At 44.1% G+C, this 16,725-nt stretch carries 11 protein-coding genes; 4 read left to right on the top strand and 7 right to left on the bottom strand.

All coding sequences use genetic code 11. The features are described from left to right. Positions 1-334: 334 nt before the first annotated feature. Both ACED42_RS14220 and ACED42_RS14225 read left to right on the top strand, forming a co-directional pair. Positions 335-1,552 (top strand): ROK family protein, encoded by a 1,218-nt coding sequence (locus tag ACED42_RS14220; protein WP_017102815.1) that lies wholly within the window; start codon positions 335-337, stop codon positions 1,550-1,552. A 167-nt stretch (positions 1,553-1,719) separates the two neighbouring features. Next, complete coding sequence (locus tag ACED42_RS14225) at positions 1,720-2,661, top strand: chemotaxis protein CheV (protein WP_009848992.1); 942 nt, start codon at positions 1,720-1,722, stop codon at positions 2,659-2,661. A 309-nt stretch (positions 2,662-2,970) separates the two neighbouring features. Here the strand turns inward: ACED42_RS14225 and ACED42_RS14230 are convergent, their stop codons facing one another. The 4 genes from ACED42_RS14230 to ACED42_RS14245 form a co-directional block, all read right to left on the bottom strand. Continuing rightward, positions 2,971-6,063 carry an error-prone DNA polymerase gene (locus ACED42_RS14230; protein WP_371703007.1) on the bottom strand — a complete coding sequence of 1,031 codons (3,093 nt, stop codon included), beginning with the start codon at positions 6,061-6,063 and terminating at the stop codon, positions 2,971-2,973. An 88-nt stretch (positions 6,064-6,151) separates the two neighbouring features. After that, positions 6,152-7,621 carry a DNA polymerase Y family protein gene (locus ACED42_RS14235; protein ID WP_371703009.1) on the bottom strand — a complete coding sequence of 490 codons (1,470 nt, stop codon included), beginning with the start codon at positions 7,619-7,621 and terminating at the stop codon, positions 6,152-6,154. Positions 7,622-7,624: 3 nt separating this feature from the next. Continuing rightward, positions 7,625-8,350 carry a translesion DNA synthesis-associated protein ImuA gene (imuA, locus tag ACED42_RS14240; RefSeq protein ID WP_371703011.1) on the bottom strand — a complete coding sequence of 242 codons (726 nt, stop codon included), beginning with the start codon at positions 8,348-8,350 and terminating at the stop codon, positions 7,625-7,627. A 154-nt stretch (positions 8,351-8,504) separates the two neighbouring features. Next, positions 8,505-9,245, bottom strand: a complete 741-nt coding sequence (locus ACED42_RS14245) for a YciK family oxidoreductase (protein WP_371703013.1) — start codon at positions 9,243-9,245, stop codon at positions 8,505-8,507. Positions 9,246-9,388: 143 nt separating this feature from the next. Between ACED42_RS14245 and sohB the strand changes: the two genes are divergently transcribed. Continuing rightward, the gene (gene sohB / locus ACED42_RS14250; protein WP_009849001.1) at positions 9,389-10,450 is read left to right on the top strand and encodes a protease SohB; all 1,062 of its coding nucleotides are present in this window, start codon (positions 9,389-9,391) and stop codon (positions 10,448-10,450) included. Between the two features lie 202 nt (positions 10,451-10,652). Here sohB and ACED42_RS14255 read toward each other — a convergent pair whose 3' ends face one another. The 3 genes from ACED42_RS14255 to ACED42_RS14265 form a co-directional block, all read right to left on the bottom strand. Then, positions 10,653-12,215, bottom strand: a complete 1,563-nt coding sequence (locus ACED42_RS14255; RefSeq protein ID WP_371703014.1) for a SpoVR family protein — start codon at positions 12,213-12,215, stop codon at positions 10,653-10,655. 11 nt (positions 12,216-12,226) lie between these two features. Beyond that, positions 12,227-13,498, bottom strand: coding sequence for a YeaH/YhbH family protein (locus ACED42_RS14260; RefSeq protein ID WP_017078142.1), 1,272 nt, complete (start codon positions 13,496-13,498; stop codon positions 12,227-12,229). A 143-nt stretch (positions 13,499-13,641) separates the two neighbouring features. Then, positions 13,642-15,576 carry a PrkA family serine protein kinase gene (locus ACED42_RS14265; protein ID WP_004736581.1) on the bottom strand — a complete coding sequence of 645 codons (1,935 nt, stop codon included), beginning with the start codon at positions 15,574-15,576 and terminating at the stop codon, positions 13,642-13,644. Between the two features lie 354 nt (positions 15,577-15,930). On the opposite strand from ACED42_RS14265, the gene ACED42_RS14270 reads away from it, so the two are divergent. Further along, a complete protein-coding gene (locus tag ACED42_RS14270) occupies positions 15,931-16,686 on the top strand; it encodes a MipA/OmpV family protein (protein WP_371703017.1) in 756 nt (251 codons plus the stop codon). The last annotated feature ends 39 nt before the right edge of the window (positions 16,687-16,725 follow it).

A 16,725-nucleotide genomic window follows, 5' to 3' on the forward strand; every position in this document is an offset into this window, starting at 1 on the left:
GCGATTAAAACGCTTTTATCTCGAACAAAATTTAACCACGAAAGGTCAACGCGCCTTAATTAAGTATATGCATTAATTGATTATTTATTGGGAGCTAGGAGGATATTTCTTTATTTGTATCTAATTATTGAATTCAGGGCTCAATAACGATGTTTCATTAAGAAAATTAAGTCTCAATTTATCGATGTAGGTACTAACTTTTCTCGAACTATTTGACTAGATACACAAAGATTCATGTATATACGTGATACGGGTCACGGCGATATACCAAGTGACTTCACAATTACTTCGCAAAGTAAAAAAATTACCGCGTTGATGATTTCTGGAGCGTAAAATGTACATGGCTCAACCGGGCCATATTGATCATATCAAACAGGTCAATGCTGGTCGTGTATATAAACTAATTGACCTTAAAGGTCCTATTTCTCGTATCGATCTGTCCAAGCAAAGTGAGTTGGCCCCGGCGAGTATTACTAAAATTACCCGTGAACTCATTGAAGCTCACCTTATTCACGAAACGACGGTTCAAGAAGCCACGACTCGTGGGCGTCCTGCTGTCGGTCTGCAAACCAATAACGAAGGTTGGCAGTTTCTGTCGATGCGTCTTGGTCGTGGGTATCTCACTATCGCGCTTCATGAATTGGGCGGCGATGTACTTATCGATACTAAGATTGATATTCATGAACGTGACCAAGACGATGTACTTGCGCGTCTTCTGCATGAAATTGATGAGTTTTTTCAAACTTATGCCGAGCAACTCGATAGGGTAACAAGTATTGCGGTTACGCTACCTGGGCTTGTGAATTCTGAGCAGGGAATTGTGTTGCAGATGCCACACTATAACGTTAAAAACTTAGCGTTGGGTCCTGAGATCTACAAAGAAACAGGTCTACCTGTCTTTATTGCCAATGATACCCGAGCGTGGGCATTAGCAGAGAAGCTGTTTGGTCACTCTCAAGATAACGATAATTCCGTTCTTATCTCGATTCACCACGGTGTAGGCGCTGGGATCATTCTCGACGGTCGAGTATTGCAAGGTCGCCACGGTAACATCGGTGAGCTTGGTCATATTCAGATCGATAAACAAGGCAAGCTTTGTCATTGTGGTAATCATGGCTGTTTAGAAACGGTTGCGAGTTCACAGGCTCTCCGTGAGCAAGTCAAAGAAAGACTGGCTAATGGCGAGGCATCATCACTAACGGCGTTTGAAGATGTCACAATTGAACAGATCTGCGCTGCTGCTGCTGATGGTGATCCACTGGCTGTTGAAGTGATTGAACAGTTAGGTCGTTATTTAGGTGCCGCGATAGCGATTGTGATCAACCTTTTCAATCCTGAGAAAATCTTGATAGGTGGTGTTATCAATCAGGCTAAAAGCGTGTTGTATCCTGCGATTCAAAAGTGTATCGAAGAGCAGAGTTTATCGGTTTACCATCAAGATTTAGAACTGGTGGAATCTCGATTCTATAAACAAGCCACCATGCCAGGTGCTGCGCTTGTTAAACAAGCTTTATATGATGGCCAATTGTTAATGAAAGTGATTGAAGGCTAACCCTTTTTTTATCGTTTTTAGCCTTCCTTTAACCCTTTCCATGCACTTAAACTATGTATAACAGCATTTGTTGTACTTAGTTTAAGCATCTGTGTATTTGCGCTTTGCTTTAACCTATCGAATTAGGCTATTGTAGCCACAGTTATTATTTGTCACTAAGGTGTTGTATGTCTGGCGTTTTAAATTCTGTTGATCAGAGAACTAAACTCGTCGGTGAAAACCGTCTGGAACTCTTGTTATTTAGCTTAAATAGTCGCCAACTATTTGCGATTAACGTATTTAAAGTGAAAGAAGTCTTAAAAGTGCCTGTACTCACTCGCTTGCCAGGCTCTCACCATCATATTACGGGTGTTGCTTCTTTACGTGGTGAATCTGTACCTGTGATTGATTTACGCAGTGCGATTGGTTTCCCACCATCACGTGATGAGACTCAAGAAAACAACTTGATCATTACCGAATACAACCGAACCGTACAAGGCTTCTTGGTTGGACAAGTTCGCAATATCGTGAATACGACATGGACAGAAATCCAACCGCCACCAAAGACTACGGGTCGAGCAAACTACCTAACTGCCATCACGCATATCCAAGAAGAAGAGCAGCACAAAATCGTTGAGATCATCGATGTTGAAAAAGTGTTAGCGGAGATCATCGACTACGACGTGTCGATTTCTGACGGTGTTCTAGATCAGCAGTTAGCGAATGAAATGGTTGGCCGCAATGTGCTTATCGTGGATGATTCTTCAACAGCACGCAACCAGATCAAAGGCACCTTGTCGCAACTTGGTTTGAACATTATCGAATGTTGTGACGGCTTAGAAGCACTGACTTTACTTAAGAAGTGGTGTGATGAAGGCAAAGACATCAATCAAGAAATACTGTTGATGATCACCGATGCTGAAATGCCAGAAATGGATGGCTACAAACTGACTCATGAAGTTCGAACTGATCCTCGAATGCATGACTTGTTTATTACGCTAAATACTTCATTAAGTGGTAGTTTCAATGAAGCCATGGTTGAGAAAGTAGGGTGTAATCGCTTTATTTCTAAATTCCAACCAGACCTCTTAGTTGAAGTAACTCAAGAGCGAATGCGTCAGATTTTGTAATTAATGCAGCTGTACGGTTTGTTTCGAATGACCTTGGCGAAAACGTTTGCTAGTATTTGATACAGCATGTTTTTTAACAAAATATGCTCAACTACTAACGTAACTTTTCATGCACAATCTAAGGTAGTTCCTCTGAATGATATGGTTAACGTCTAAAGTCGTCATGACTTTGAGCTTATTACTGTATAGGGAATTTAAGAAAAGACGTACGGAAGCGGACGTTGAGGTATAACTCAACAACTTGAATTTAAGGGAAGCGGATGCTTCCCTTTTTCGTTTCTAGCGTTTCTTAGAGGGCAACTTGATTCGTTAATGAAAATCTCGGGATTTGGTGTTCAAACCAATAATGTCATCGGTAATATCGATGAGTTTACCCGCTATAACATGCACAACTTCGCCTTCCTTTTCTAATATTCCTTGTACTTTTAACGCTTTGGCTGTCAGATAAGCTTGCTGTTGAGAGCGCGCGGTTGCTCCCCATACCACGACATTAATATTGCCCGTGTTATCTTCTAATGTAACAAAGGTAACACCTGCCGCGGTTCCGGGAGCTTGTTTTCCTGTGACTAATCCAACAACCGTGACCATAGATTTGTGTCTTTGCTGTATTAAATCCTTCATGTGTGTGAATCGACCTAATCGTCCCGCTTCTTCTAGCAAAGTGATTGGGTGTTTGTTCAATGAAATTCCGACACTGGTGAAGTCTTCGAGTAGATCTTGCATCTCATTGGGTTTGTGCAGTGCATGTTGGTCTTGTCCATCCCCAACATCGTCATAGACTTGGCTAAACAGAGGTAAATCAGAAGCGGAGTCCATGATTGTCCAGCGAGTCTGGAAGCGGTCTCCCGATACGTTATGTAGCGCATTGGCCGATGCCAGTAGCTCGATATCTTTCTTATTCATCGATAACTGTTTCACCTGGCTAGGGTGGCGATAACCGGATTGTGGACGATTGGCGAGCACGCTTTGAATCCCATGTTCGCTGAATCCTTTGATTTGTCGCAGCCCTAAGCGAATCGCTAAACCATTCTGATGAGCGATGACAGTGTGGTTGTCTTGTGAGGCGTTCACACATACCGGAAGAACTACCACATTGTGTCGTTGTGCGTCTTGTACCAACTGTGATGGGCTATAAAACCCCATAGGTTGGCTATTGAGCAAGGAAGCATAGAAGCATTCTGGGTAGTAGCATTTCAACCAAGCTGAGCAATAGGCTAGCACCGCAAACGAAGCAGAATGGCTTTCTGGAAAACCGTATTCGCCAAAGCCGCATATCTGTTTAAAGATCTGCTCAGCAAACTCTGTCTCATAGCCGCGTTTTTGCATTCCCTCGATGAGTTTGTTTTTAAACTTAAAGACGTTGCCATTTTTCTTCCAAGCAGCCATGGCGCGTCTGAGCTGATCCGCCTCTCCACCTGTGAATCCTGCAGCCACCATCGCGAGTTTAATCACTTGCTCTTGGAATATCGGTACACCCAAGGTGCGCGACAGTACCGACTCCACGTCTTTAGATGGATAACTGATTGGCTCAATACCATCTCGACGCTTTAAGAATGGGTGAACCATATCGCCTTGAATAGGCCCAGGACGTACGATAGCGATTTGAATCACCAAGTCGTAATAAGTCTTCGGCTTAAGCCTTGGCAGCATGCTCATTTGCGCACGTGACTCAATTTGGAATATCCCGACCGTATCTGCTCGCTGAATCATGCCGTAAACCTGAGGATCGTCCTTAAGGCGAGTGATCTCAGCAATGGTCAGTGATCGCCCGTGAATGCGTTTGATCAGGTCGAAACATTTACGAATCGCAGAGAGCATACCTAACGCGAGTACATCAACTTTCAGCAGCCCCAATGTTTCAAGATCATCTTTATCCCATTGAATTATGGTTCGATCGTGCATAGCCGCATTTTCGACGGGAACCAATTCATACAAAGGCCCAGAAGAGATCACGAAGCCGCCAACATGCTGAGACAGGTGACGTGGAAAGCCGATGATCTCATTAACCAAATGGATAAACTGCTGTCCCTTCAAAGAATCAGGCTGTAGCCCCAATTGAGTGAGCTGAGCCTGCCAACCTAAGCTTTTGTCCCTGCGATTGGTGTTCTTTATAAAGTAATCAAGCTGAGTTTCTTGTAGCCCTAAAGCTTTGCCGACATCTCTGACCGCGCTTTTAAAGCGATATGAAATGACAGTTGCGGCAAGTGCTGCGCGTTCTCTACCGTATTTTTTGTAGATGTATTGGATGACTTCTTCACGGCGCTCGTGCTCAAAATCGACATCAATATCGGGCGGCTCATCGCGCTCTTTACTGATGAAGCGTTCAAATAGCACTGAGATTTGTCTTGGGTCGACAGAGGTGATCTCTAGGCAGTAACAGACCACGGAATTGGCCGCTGAACCTCGACCTTGGTAAAGAATGCCTTGGCTTTTGGCAAATATGACGATGTCGTGAATGGTGAGAAAAAAGAAAGGGTAGTCAAGCGCGTCAATTAGCCTCAATTCTTTATCTATGATTTGTTGAATGTCATTAGGTACACCTTGCGGGAAGCGAGCTCGTTTTCCCTTTTCGACTAACATGCGTAGGTAGCTCATGGGTGTCTCACCTTGAGGGATCAGCTCGCTTGGGTATTCGTAGCGCAAGCTGGCTAAATCAAATTCACACAGCTCAGCGATTCGGTTGCTCTCTTCTAGCCACTCAGCTTTGAATATATGAGAGATCTTATTGATACTCCGTAAACAGCGCTCGGCATTAGCGAGTAAGTGACTGCCCACTTCAGTAATGGGACGTTGGTATTTGATCGCAGTGAGTGAATGCTGCAAGGGTAAGCGGTTCGCGTTGTGCATCAGCACGCCACCACACGCTGTTATCGGCAGTTGATGATGTTGTGACAGCTCAACGCAGTAATCTGTGTACTGCTGGTCGGTTTGTTTTAGGTGTCGTTGTAAGCCGATCCAAAGCCGACCTGAATGATGCTGGGAGAGCCATTGCCCCCAGTGTGCGTCTTCATTTTTCTGTTGAGGAAACCAAAGAATGAAGCAGTGCTTAGCCGACATGATATCCCACTCAGAGAGCTGATAATGTCCTTTACTGCTACGACGTCTCGCGTTGGTAATAATACGACATAGCTCGGCATAGGCCTCTCTATTTGGGCATAGCAAAACCACTTGGCACTCTTCATTTAACCAAAACATGCTCCCGACAATTTGCTTGAGCGACAGTTTATGTTGCTTGATTGCTGAGTGAACCTTAACGATGCCCGCGACTGAGCACTCATCAGTAACCGCGAGTGCTTTGTAACGTAAGAAGTCGGCCTGTAAAACAAGCTCTTCCGCATGCGAAGCTCCCTCTAGAAAGGAGTAATTACTTTGGCAAAATAGCTCTGAGTATTGCTGAGACATAACGTAATCTCACTTAACCATTGCGGATGAATATGATTGAAAAGGGCGTTTAAATGAAGCAAGTTGCAAGAACGACTTACTAAACTGACTAGCTGAACAAACCGTGCAAGAACCACTGTTTATCGGGTGTTCTAAAGATCCATAACCATCGACCGTTTTCACTGTGAGCAATAAAGTAGTCACGAATGATTTTCTCTCCGTCCCACCAGCCAGACACAATACGCTCAGGGCCTTGAGATAAGGTGACGCTTTCGGTTAAGGCTTCGGGCTCTGGCAGTAAAATACTGGGCCGGAGTCGTTGTTGATGGACGTTGAGATCTATGGTTTGTTGCTCGCTCTCTGGGGGCGTTTGCTTTTTTGCCACAGACTTACTCAGTGTTGGAAGCGAGTACTGATTGGCTTTTTCTGGCCTTGGATCATGTTGTATTCTGGGAGTTTGAATACAGGCTTGCCCTAACTTAGCTTGCAGTAATGAGAGCAAATCTAACGCGGCAAGTGTTCCTGTATTACCATCAAAAAGATCATGATAGGCGACTTGCGGTTCTCCATGACGAATCAAAGAGAGAGTCAGCCCCTGTACGGGTGCTGTTATCTTCAGTGACTCTAAGGTTAGATGCGTTAGGTTCGCCCATTTGGCCGCAAGGTAATCGCCCTGCGCAGAATAAAAAGAGACTGGGTGATCATCTTTATCTCTTAGATGCAAAGTCAGCGTTAACTCGAAAGCCACTCGGTCGCGTAACCTCAAAAAACACTCGAGCTGATTCAACAATTTCAGCAAAGGCTTTTCGATGAACAGGATGTTTTCAATATCAAACAGCAGCTCCAAATATTGTTGGAAACTCTCTGGTGGGTGATAGAAATCAATCGGGTGCTTGAACTGCCCATTAAGACGACCAACATAGTTCACCAAGTCGATATCAAAGCGGCGCGCGACATCTTGCAAAGGCAGTTTTAATAAGTCTTCAACGACATTGATACCAACACGGTTCAGGCGTTCCACTTGCTTGGTCGGTAGCTCACTGGAAATTAATGCTTGTTGATTGACCCAAGTTTGCATCTGCTCAATATTGTTTGTTGCTTGGTTGATCGCTTGCTTACCCAAAAGGATCGCAGAAAGCGGCGAATAACCCGTAGCGAAGCTGAACTGGATATTGAGCGTTTCTAAGTGGCTTTTGAGCTCATGCCAGTAGTTATCTAGCCCGTCGTAAAGTGACAGCATGTTAGAGGCTTTAATCAACAAACCATTAGGTGGCAATAACGCCATGTCGGAAGTGACCAGATACGCCCATTGAGCGATCTCTTTAAGCTTACTTTTCTCCAGTTCAATACTGTAAGGGTGGACGTGTAAGTTGTGGCACAAAGCAGCTGCAGACCCTAAGCCCATACCAAGCGAAATACCCGATTGCAGCGCAGCTGGGTTTGCTTGCAGTACACGGTGATCTTTTTCATCCACGATGATAATGGGTTGTTCGCGTGAGTCTTCGCTCGAACCCAATTCATTAGAGTTAAACAAGGTATCCAATTGCAGAGACGGAAAGTGCAGATAAAGCCACAACATACGCTAACCTTGCTTCGCAATAGGAAAAGCCAGCACAGTGTTACCAGACAAAGCACGGTCTGAATTGTCTTCATAAACGACTTTCTCTGTGAGTAACGGCCAGTTGTGTGTCATGTCTAGAATAAAGCTACCATACGACCAACTGCCTTTTCTTTTTGTTACCTCTACCTTCAACCCTTGGGCGTGAGAAGACAGCTTTATGCTTAAAGAAACGGGTAGGGATAACTGATTATGGCTGGTGGTTTTAAAATGAAATTGCAGACACTTGCCCGTTTCGCTTGCCGCTTGCAGGCGCTTGGTTTGGTGAATTTCGAGATCCGCTCCCCATAGCAATACCGAGTGACAGGCACCACTCTTGAGGCACTGCTCTGCTGCCCACAATGCATCGAGATCGCGCTGAGGTTGGATAACGAGGATGTTCTCTAGTTCAATACCTTGGCTGCTAAAAAACTCAGCACAGATCTTCCCCGGTGGGTTAATGAATATGGCCAATTTTTGTGATTTTTGTGATTTTTGTGATTTTTGTTGAGCTAAATATGGTGTAAGCAGGCGAAGTTCGCCGATCCCTTGTTGCGATTCAACCTCAATAACACCATGCGTCGGAAAGCCACCATCAAGCTGTTTATCCAATTGAGAATAGCCTGTTGAAGTGGTACTTCCTTGCGTTGTTGATTGTAACCCTGTCCAGATTAGCTGGCGGTCTTGTAAGTTTTTTATTAGTTTATGCATAATTAAATACCTGTATATTTATACAGTATATTTAACAATGAAAAAGATGCAAAGCAAAATGACGAAAATTAGGTGAACTAACTATTAGATGGTTGATTTAGATACAAAAAAAGCCGCTATTAAAGCGACTTTTTGTTATTGCTCATAATATCAGCTACTTAGGTTGAGCATCGATACATTGGCCATGAATGTCTGTCACACTTGGGTTCATTAAGTGTAGATACAGCGGGATGATGTCTAGTGGCGTTTTTAACTTGTTCGCATCTTCACCTGGGTACGCTTTTGCACGCATGCGTGTTTGAGTGCCGCCCGGATTAATCGCATTAACGCGGATATCGGTACCTTCAAGCTCATCGGCTAAGATCTGCATCATGCCTTCTGTAGCAAACTTTGAAATTGCGTAAGTACCCCAGAACGCGCGGCCAGAGTGACCAACCGTTGAAGAGGTAAAGACAATACGACCCGCTTCCGCTTTCTTAATGACAGGCAGTAACGCTTGAGTCATTAGAAATTCAGCTTTAACGTTGATTTGCATGACGCCATCAAACGTTTCTTCATCGATTTGATCGAATGGACTTAACGTGCCAAGCACACCTGCGTTATGCAGTAGACCATCTAAACGACCGAACTGTGATTCAATGGTTTCAGCCATGTCGATGTAGTTCTGTTTTGTCGCGCCTTTTAAATCCAATGGGATAATCGCAGGTTGTGGGTAACCAGCGCTTTCGATTTCATCGTAAATGAATTCAAGGTTTTTAACATTGCGGCCTAACAGAATGACAGTTGCGCCATGTTGAGCGAAGCTTAGTGCTGCTTGGCGACCAATGCCAGCACCGGCACCTGTAACCAAAATTACTTTATCTTTGAGGGCATCTGTAGAGATTGGGTAATCCACTGTGCTTATCCTTCTTTCTTTTATTATGTTCGTCATTCCATTGATGTTTAATCACACAGATAACCGCAGGAATGATGAGAAATTCTTGGTAATCGTGACAAGATGGTTACAATACACTAATTCATACAATAGGGGATATGACATTGGAATTTTTGTTGGACTACGGCTTGTTTTTAGCCAAGATTGCGACCGTTGTAATCGCCATCATCGCAATTTTAGTGATTGCTAAATCTGTGGGTGGGAAATCAAGCGCGATTAAAGGTGAGCTGGAAATCACGAACCTATCTGAACACCACAAACAGACGATTGAACAATTAGAGCACCATCTACACGATGATGCTTTCATCAAAGCCCGTGATAAAGCAGAAAAGAAAGCGGAAAAAGAGAAAGTAAAATCACGCGGTAAAGAAGTGAAGAAAGCAGCGAAAGAGGGTGAGCTTGATAGCAAGCGTGAACCACATCTATTCGTTCTTGATTTTAACGGCAGCATTGATGCGAAAGAAGTGGCTTCATTACGTGAAGAGGTAACGGCGGTTCTGGCTGTGGCTCGTGAAGGTGATGAAGTATTGCTTAAACTTGAGTCTGGCGGTGGCATGGTTCACGGCTATGGTTTGGCATCTTCTCAACTTGATCGTATCAAAGCAGCAGGCTTGCCTCTGACTATATCGGTAGACAAAGTCGCAGCAAGTGGCGGTTACATGATGGCATGTATCGCAGACAAAATTGTATCTGCACCGTTTGCTATTGTTGGCTCTATTGGTGTTATCGCTCAACTGCCAAACTTCAACAAACTGCTTAAAAAGCACGATATTGAGTTCGAACAGTTAACGGCGGGTGAGTACAAACGTACATTAACTATGTTTGGTGAGAACAGCGATAAAGCACGCGAGAAGTTTAAAGAAGAGCTAGAAGAGACACATGGCCTATTTAAAGACTTCATCCGTGATCATCGTCCTGCGTTAGATCTTGAAAAAGTAGCAACGGGTGAACACTGGTTTGGTACACAAGCACATGAACTTGGGCTGGTGGATGAGATCAGCACTTCTGATGATTTAGTCGTAGCGGCATGTAAGGACAAAACAGTTCTAGCGATTCACTACGTACAGAAGAAAAAGCTTTCAGACAAACTAGCGGGCGTGGCAGGTAAATCTGCAGACAGCGTGCTGATGAAGCTGATTGAACGCGGTCAAAAGCCGATTGTTTAAGCTTATTGAGTTCTAGTTCTAGTTCTAGTTCTAGTTCTAGGCTTAGTGTCTTACGTTCATTTACAGACGTTTGAGCCTTAAAAAGAAAGCGCATAAGTCATCAGACTTATGCGCTTTTTATTGCTCCACTTCCGAGCGGGTGACCACTATGTTGTAGGGGGAGCGGAGTTTAATATCAATCACTGATTTACTGTGATTGATATTAAATCTTGGCTCCATAATCATTTCGTTTCGGACAGGTGGTCAATATTTCTCTATGACCTGTGTCTTTGAGCTCTTCCAAAATCACATCAAAGCCCCATAAGCGATAAAGGTGTTTTAATACTTCATCGTAGCCTTTATCTAGCGGGATACGGTCATGAGGCACATATTGCAGTGTCATTGAGCGATCACCACGAACATCGACATTAAATACCTGAATATTTGGCTCAAGGTTGCTTAGATTGTACTGCGCCGCGAGCTTTTCTCTAATCAGGCGATAGCCAGGATCATCGTGAATCGCACTGACTTCAATGGTATTTTTACGGTCGTCGTCGAGTACTGAGAACAGCTTAAAATCACGAATGATCTTTGGAGAAAGGTATTGGCTGATGAAGCTTTCATCTTTGAAGTTGTGCATCGCAAAGTGCACTGCTTCTAACCAATCACTTCCGGCTAATTCAGGGAACCACTCTTTATCTTCATCGGTGGGCTCTTCGCAGATGCGTCGGATGTCTCTAAACATCGCAAAGCCAAGTGCATAAGGATTTATCCCACTGAAATAAGGGCTGTTGTAGGCGGGTTGAGCAACCACACTGGTGTGACTGTGTAGGAACTCTAAGATGAACTTATCACTCACCAAGCCTTCGTCGTAAAGGTGGTTAAGAATGGTGTAATGCCAGAAGGTTGCCCAACCCTCATTCATTACTTGAGTTTGTTTCTGAGGATAGAAGTATTGGCTTACCTTACGAACAATACGAACACACTCTCGCTGCCAAGGTTCAAGCAATGGGGCGTTCTTCTCAATAAAATAGAGAATGTTTTCTTGAGGCTCACTAGGGAAACGTATCTTGGTTTCTTCTTCCTTACTTTTGTTCTGAGGAACCGTTCTCCAAAGTTCATTCACTTGAGATTGCAGATACGCTTCACGTTCTTCTTGTCTTGCGGTTTCTTCCGCAATGGAAATCTTCTCTGGGCGTTTGTATCTGTCTACGCCGTAGTTCATGAGAGCATGACAAGAATCGAGAAGTTTCTCGACTTCAGCCACACCGTATTTTTCTTCGCAATCGGTAATGTATTTTTTCGCGAACAATAGATAGTCGATAATTGAGCTTGCATCAGTCCAGGTTTGGAACAGGTAATTACCCTTAAAGAACGAGTTATGACCGTAACAGGCGTGCGCCATTACCAACGCTTGCATGGTGACCGTGTTCTCTTCCATTAAGTAAGCGATACACGGATCTGAGTTGATCACGATTTCGTACGCTAAGCCCATTTGGCCGTGTTTGTAGTTTTGTTCGGTTTGGATGAATTTCTTACCAAAAGACCAGTGGTTGTAATTGATGGGCATACCAATACTGGAGTAAGCATCCATCATCTGCTCAGAGGTAATCACTTCAATCTGGTTCGGGTAAGTGTCTAAACGGTAATGCTGCGCTACACGCTTAATTTCTACGTGGTATTTCTCCAAGAGGTTGAATGTCCAATCTGGACCATCAGGCAGCATCTTGTCGTTTTTCTTCTTTGCAGCTTTGTCTTTCTCTGCAACGTTTGATTTCGCTATCATGGCAAACTCCCTTACGCTGTCTCTTTCTGGAACAGTTCTCTAAACACAGGAAAAATATCATCCACCGTTTTAATATTTTTCATGGCGAAGTTGTCAAAGCTACTCTCGAGTTTTTCGTATTCGTGCCAAAGTGTTTGATGAGAGCGGCGTGTTATTTCGATGTAAGAGTAATATTGGCAAGTTGGCAGAAGTGTATTGACTAATAGCTCTTTACAACGAGGAGAGTCATCAGCCCAGTTATCGCCATCAGAGGCTTGTGCTGCATAGATGTTCCACTCATTAGCAGGATAACGATCTGCGACAATTTCTTTCATTAGTTTCAGTGCACTAGAAACGATGGTGCCACCGGTTTCTTGGGAGTAGAAAAACTCGTGCTCGTCGACTTCTTTAGCCTGAGTATGGTGACGAATAAACACAACATCGACGTTTTCGTAGGTGCGGTTTAGGAACAGATACAGAAGGACATAAAAGCGCTTCGCAATGTCTTTGGTGGCTTGATCCATTGAGCCAGATACATCCATTAGGCAGAACATAACGGCTTGGCTAGATGGAATAGGGCGCTTCTCGTAGTTTTTAAAACGCAGGTCGAAGGTGTCAATAAATGGCACGCTTTCAATTTTTTTACGTAACTCGGCAATCTCTTCTTTTAAACGACTTTCTTCAAAGGGTTGTGCTGGTTCCGTCATTTTAACTTGGTCAAGCTGCTCCATCAGTAGGTTAAGCTCGCGCTTTTTACCTGCTGTCATCGCGGTTCTACGAGCCAGAGATTGCTGCAGTGAACGCACGATTGCGATGTTGGAAGGAATCCCCGCGCTTTGATAACCAGAGCGATGTGTCTTCCATTCGGTGATTTTGTTGACCTGATTCTTCTCTAGATTAGGAAGAGCTAAATCTTCAAAGAGAATATCAAGATATTCATCTTTTGAAATTTGGAATGTAAATTCATCTTGGCCTTCGCCATCAGGGCTTGCGTCACCCTGGCCTGCGCCACCACCTTGACCGCCACCTTTAGGACGTTCAATTTTATCGCCCGTGATGAACTGGTCATTACCTGGGTGAACGCGTTCTCTTACGCCGCCTTGACCTTGGTGAAAGCTTGGCTCTTTGATGTCTTTATGGGGAATAGTGACGTCTTCACCGGTTTCAGTATTGGTGATTGAGCGTCGGTTGACTGCATCGGCCACAGATTCTTTGATTTGCTCTTTATGACGTCGTAAGAAACGCTGTCTATTCACAGCACTCTTATTCTTGCCATTGAGCCTCCGATCGATAAATTGTGCCATAAGAACTCCCTCTCAGCTGATGTCGCGATCCTACTTTTTATTCGGGTATAAGAGTTATTAGTTTACTAAAGCTATTCGTTCGTTAGGGTATAAAGTTATTGGTTTGTATGAGCTGCTTAGTTGAGCAGCTCAATACAGTTTGGTTATGAGGATTTACGAACTCTTAGGTACCACTCGGATAGCAGTCTCACTTGTTTCTCGGTGTAGCCTTTTTCCATCATACGAGCAACGAAGTCGTCGTGTTTTTTCTGATCATCCGTTGAGGTCTTAGCATTGAACGAAATAACAGGAAGCAGCTCTTCTGTGTTGGAGAACATTTTCTTCTCAATTACAGTGCGCAGTTTCTCGTAGCTCGTCCAAACTGGGTTTTGACCGTTATTGTTGGCTTTGGCACGAAGCACGAAGTTCACAATCTCATTTCGGAAGTCTTTAGGGTTACTGATCCCAGCTGTTTTCTCGATTTTTTCTAGTTCACCATTCAGAGAAGCACGGTCAAATAGCTGTCCTGTTTCTGGATCGCGGTACTCTTGGTCTTGAATCCAGAAGTCCGCGTAGGTGACATAGCGGTCGAAGATATTCTGTCCGTACTCAGAGTAAGACTCTAGGTAAGCGGTTTGAATTTCTTTACCAATGAATTCTACGTAACGCGGTACTAGGTATCCTTTCAAGAACTCAAGATACTTCTCGGCGGTCTCTTGAGGGAACTGTTCACGTTCGATTTGTTGTTCAATCACGTAGAACAAGTGAACCGGGTTTGCCGCCACTTCGGCTTGGTCGAAGTTAAATACACGAGACAGGATCTTAAAGGCGAAACGCGTTGATAGCCCAGACATGCCTTCGTCAACACCTGCGTAGTCTCGGTACTCTTGGTAACTCTTCGCTTTTGGATCGGTGTCTTTTAGAGTCTCACCATCGTAAACCCGCATTTTTGAGAACAGAGAAGAGTTTTCAGGCTCTTTCAGTCTCGATAGGATGCTGAATTGCGATAGCAGATCGAGTGTGCTTGGCGAACAAGGGGCTTTGGATAGCTCACTGTGCTCAAGCAGTTTTTGATAGATCTTAACTTCTTCAGAGACGCGCAGACAGTAAGGGACTTTTACAATGTACACACGGTCGAGAAAGGCTTCGTTGTTTTTGTTGTTACGGAAGGTCTGCCACTCGGATTCGTTTGAGTGAGCCAGAATCATACCGTCAAATGGCAGTGCAGAGAGCCCTTCGGTACCGTTGAAGTTACCTTCTTGCGTTGCCGTTAGAAGTGGGTGCAAGACTTTGATTGGCGCCTTGAACATCTCTACGAATTCCATCACACCTTGGTTGGCTTTACACAGCGCACCAGAGTAACTATAGGCATCGGGATCATCTTGAGAGAAGTGCTCAAGCTTACGAATATCGACTTTACCAACCAGAGACGAGATATCTTGGTTGTTCTCATCACCAGGCTCTGTCTTCGCAATCGCAACTTGGTCGAGAATAGAAGGGCGCAGTTTGATGACTTTGAATCTAGAGATATCACCACCGAAATCATGGAGGCGTTTCGCTGCCCAAGGAGACATGATAGAGCGTATGTAACGTTTCTCTATTCCGTACTCTTGTTTCAAAAGGTCGCCATCTTCGTTTACGTCAAATAGACAGAAGGGGTGATCATTCACTGGGCTTCGTTCACCATCTGCAGACAGCACATAGATTGGTAGCTTTTGCATCAGTGCTTTGAGTTTTTCAGCAAGGGAAGATTTACCACCGCCCACAGGGCCAAGCAGGTAAAGGATTTGCTTCCGTTCTTCTAAGCCTTGTGCAGCGTGTTTTAGGTAAGAAACAATCTGTTCAATCGCATCTTCCATGCCGTAGAAATCTTTAAATTCGCTGTAGCGTGAGATGACACGGTTCGAGAAAATACGACTTAGATGGGGGTCTTGAGCGGTGTCTATAACCTCCGGTTCGCCAATGGCGAGTAATAAGCGCTCAGCAGCGTTAGCGTAAGCACTTTTATCGTCTTTACACAGCCCTAAGAACTCTTGCAATGTGAGCTCTTCTTCCTTGGCTGCTTCATAACGTGATTGATAGTGGTCAAAAATACTCATAGTCACATTCCCCTTGTTAACCAGTCAAAACTGACGAGCGATTGAAAAATAGGCTCTCCCTACATTTTAAGGTTAGACCCGCTTCGACAATTTTGCTTAACAATTATGTATTTATTTACAATTTTGCGTGTGAAAAACGTAGCGATCGCAATAGGCAACTTGAGGCGTGTGGAATCGAATTATTTTACATTCGAGCGGATCTAACCGTTTGTTTTGTGATTTTAGGTCGCTTAACAATACTCACACTGGATTTATGTGTATTAGATGTATCACTGAGCTCTATTGATTTTTTGGAATGAAGTACCATATAATGCACTGCGTTATCCAAAGTTGCTCAATAAATAGGTAGATGTAGTGAAGAATAATGGGTTTAGAATAGTGGCTATCAGTGCTGCGTTACTAGCTTCGACAGCAACACATGCAAAAATCTCACAGTGGTCACTGGGCGTCGCCGCTTCTTATTCTCCTGCTGTCTATAAAGAGACGCCGTCAAATCGTACGGTGATCCCCATGATTGGTTATGAAGGTGAGCATTTTTTCATGCGTGGATTCAGTGCTGGTTATCGCTTGCTACCTGCAGGTTCACCACAGAATATTGTGTTTAGAGCGGTTTATGATCCAAGAACAATAAAGCCAAGTGACTCTGATAATACTGATATCCAGAAGTTAGACGAGCGTAAAGCATCAGTATTAGGTGGCATTAGCTACCAAGTGATCACCTTGGTCGGGATGTTTGAAGCGACAGCAGGATCTGACTTAGGATTTAGGCATAATGGTATCTATGCGGAAGCCGCATGGCGTTTGCCGATTCGTCGCAATGGGTGGGCGATTACACCCTCTATTGGTTATGCTTATAACAGTGAGCGCCTGAATAACCACCTGTACGGGGTGAGTTCAGCAGAAGCGTCGAGAACTAATTTGAACGAGTTCGATGCAGACTGGGATGGCCAATACTTTATCGGTTTAGGTGGTTACTTGCATGTGACGCCAAATATCCGAGTCACTGGTGGCGTTCGTTATACCAACCTTGAAGGTGATATTGAGAACAGCCCAATACTTGAAAGTGGCATCAACATGGCCGCAAACGTCGGTGTTGCCTACGTCTTCTAGTTGCTTTGGTTTCTCTCTCTAAATGCGGACATTAACAAA

Origin of the sequence: Vibrio sp. FF145, from assembly GCF_041439075.1 — a bacterium.
Taxonomy (GTDB): Bacteria; Pseudomonadota; Gammaproteobacteria; order Enterobacterales; family Vibrionaceae; genus Vibrio; species Vibrio tasmaniensis_A.

Excerpts from the sequence above, each read along its gene's own strand:
- ACED42_RS14255 (WP_371703014.1), bottom strand. The coding sequence starts at position 12,215 with ATGATAGCGAAATCAAACGTTGCAGAGAAAGACAAAGCTGCAAAGAAG.
- ACED42_RS14220 (WP_017102815.1), top strand. The coding sequence starts at position 335 with ATGTACATGGCTCAACCGGGCCATATTGATCATATCAAACAGGTCAAT.
- imuA (WP_371703011.1), bottom strand. The coding sequence starts at position 8,350 with ATGCATAAACTAATAAAAAACTTACAAGACCGCCAGCTAATCTGGACA.
- ACED42_RS14225 (WP_009848992.1), top strand. The coding sequence starts at position 1,720 with ATGTCTGGCGTTTTAAATTCTGTTGATCAGAGAACTAAACTCGTCGGT.
- ACED42_RS14260 (WP_017078142.1), bottom strand. The coding sequence starts at position 13,498 with ATGGCACAATTTATCGATCGGAGGCTCAATGGCAAGAATAAGAGTGCT.
- ACED42_RS14265 (WP_004736581.1), bottom strand. The coding sequence starts at position 15,576 with ATGAGTATTTTTGACCACTATCAATCACGTTATGAAGCAGCCAAGGAA.
- ACED42_RS14235 (WP_371703009.1), bottom strand. The coding sequence starts at position 7,621 with ATGTTGTGGCTTTATCTGCACTTTCCGTCTCTGCAATTGGATACCTTG.
- ACED42_RS14230 (WP_371703007.1), bottom strand. The coding sequence starts at position 6,063 with ATGTCTCAGCAATACTCAGAGCTATTTTGCCAAAGTAATTACTCCTTT.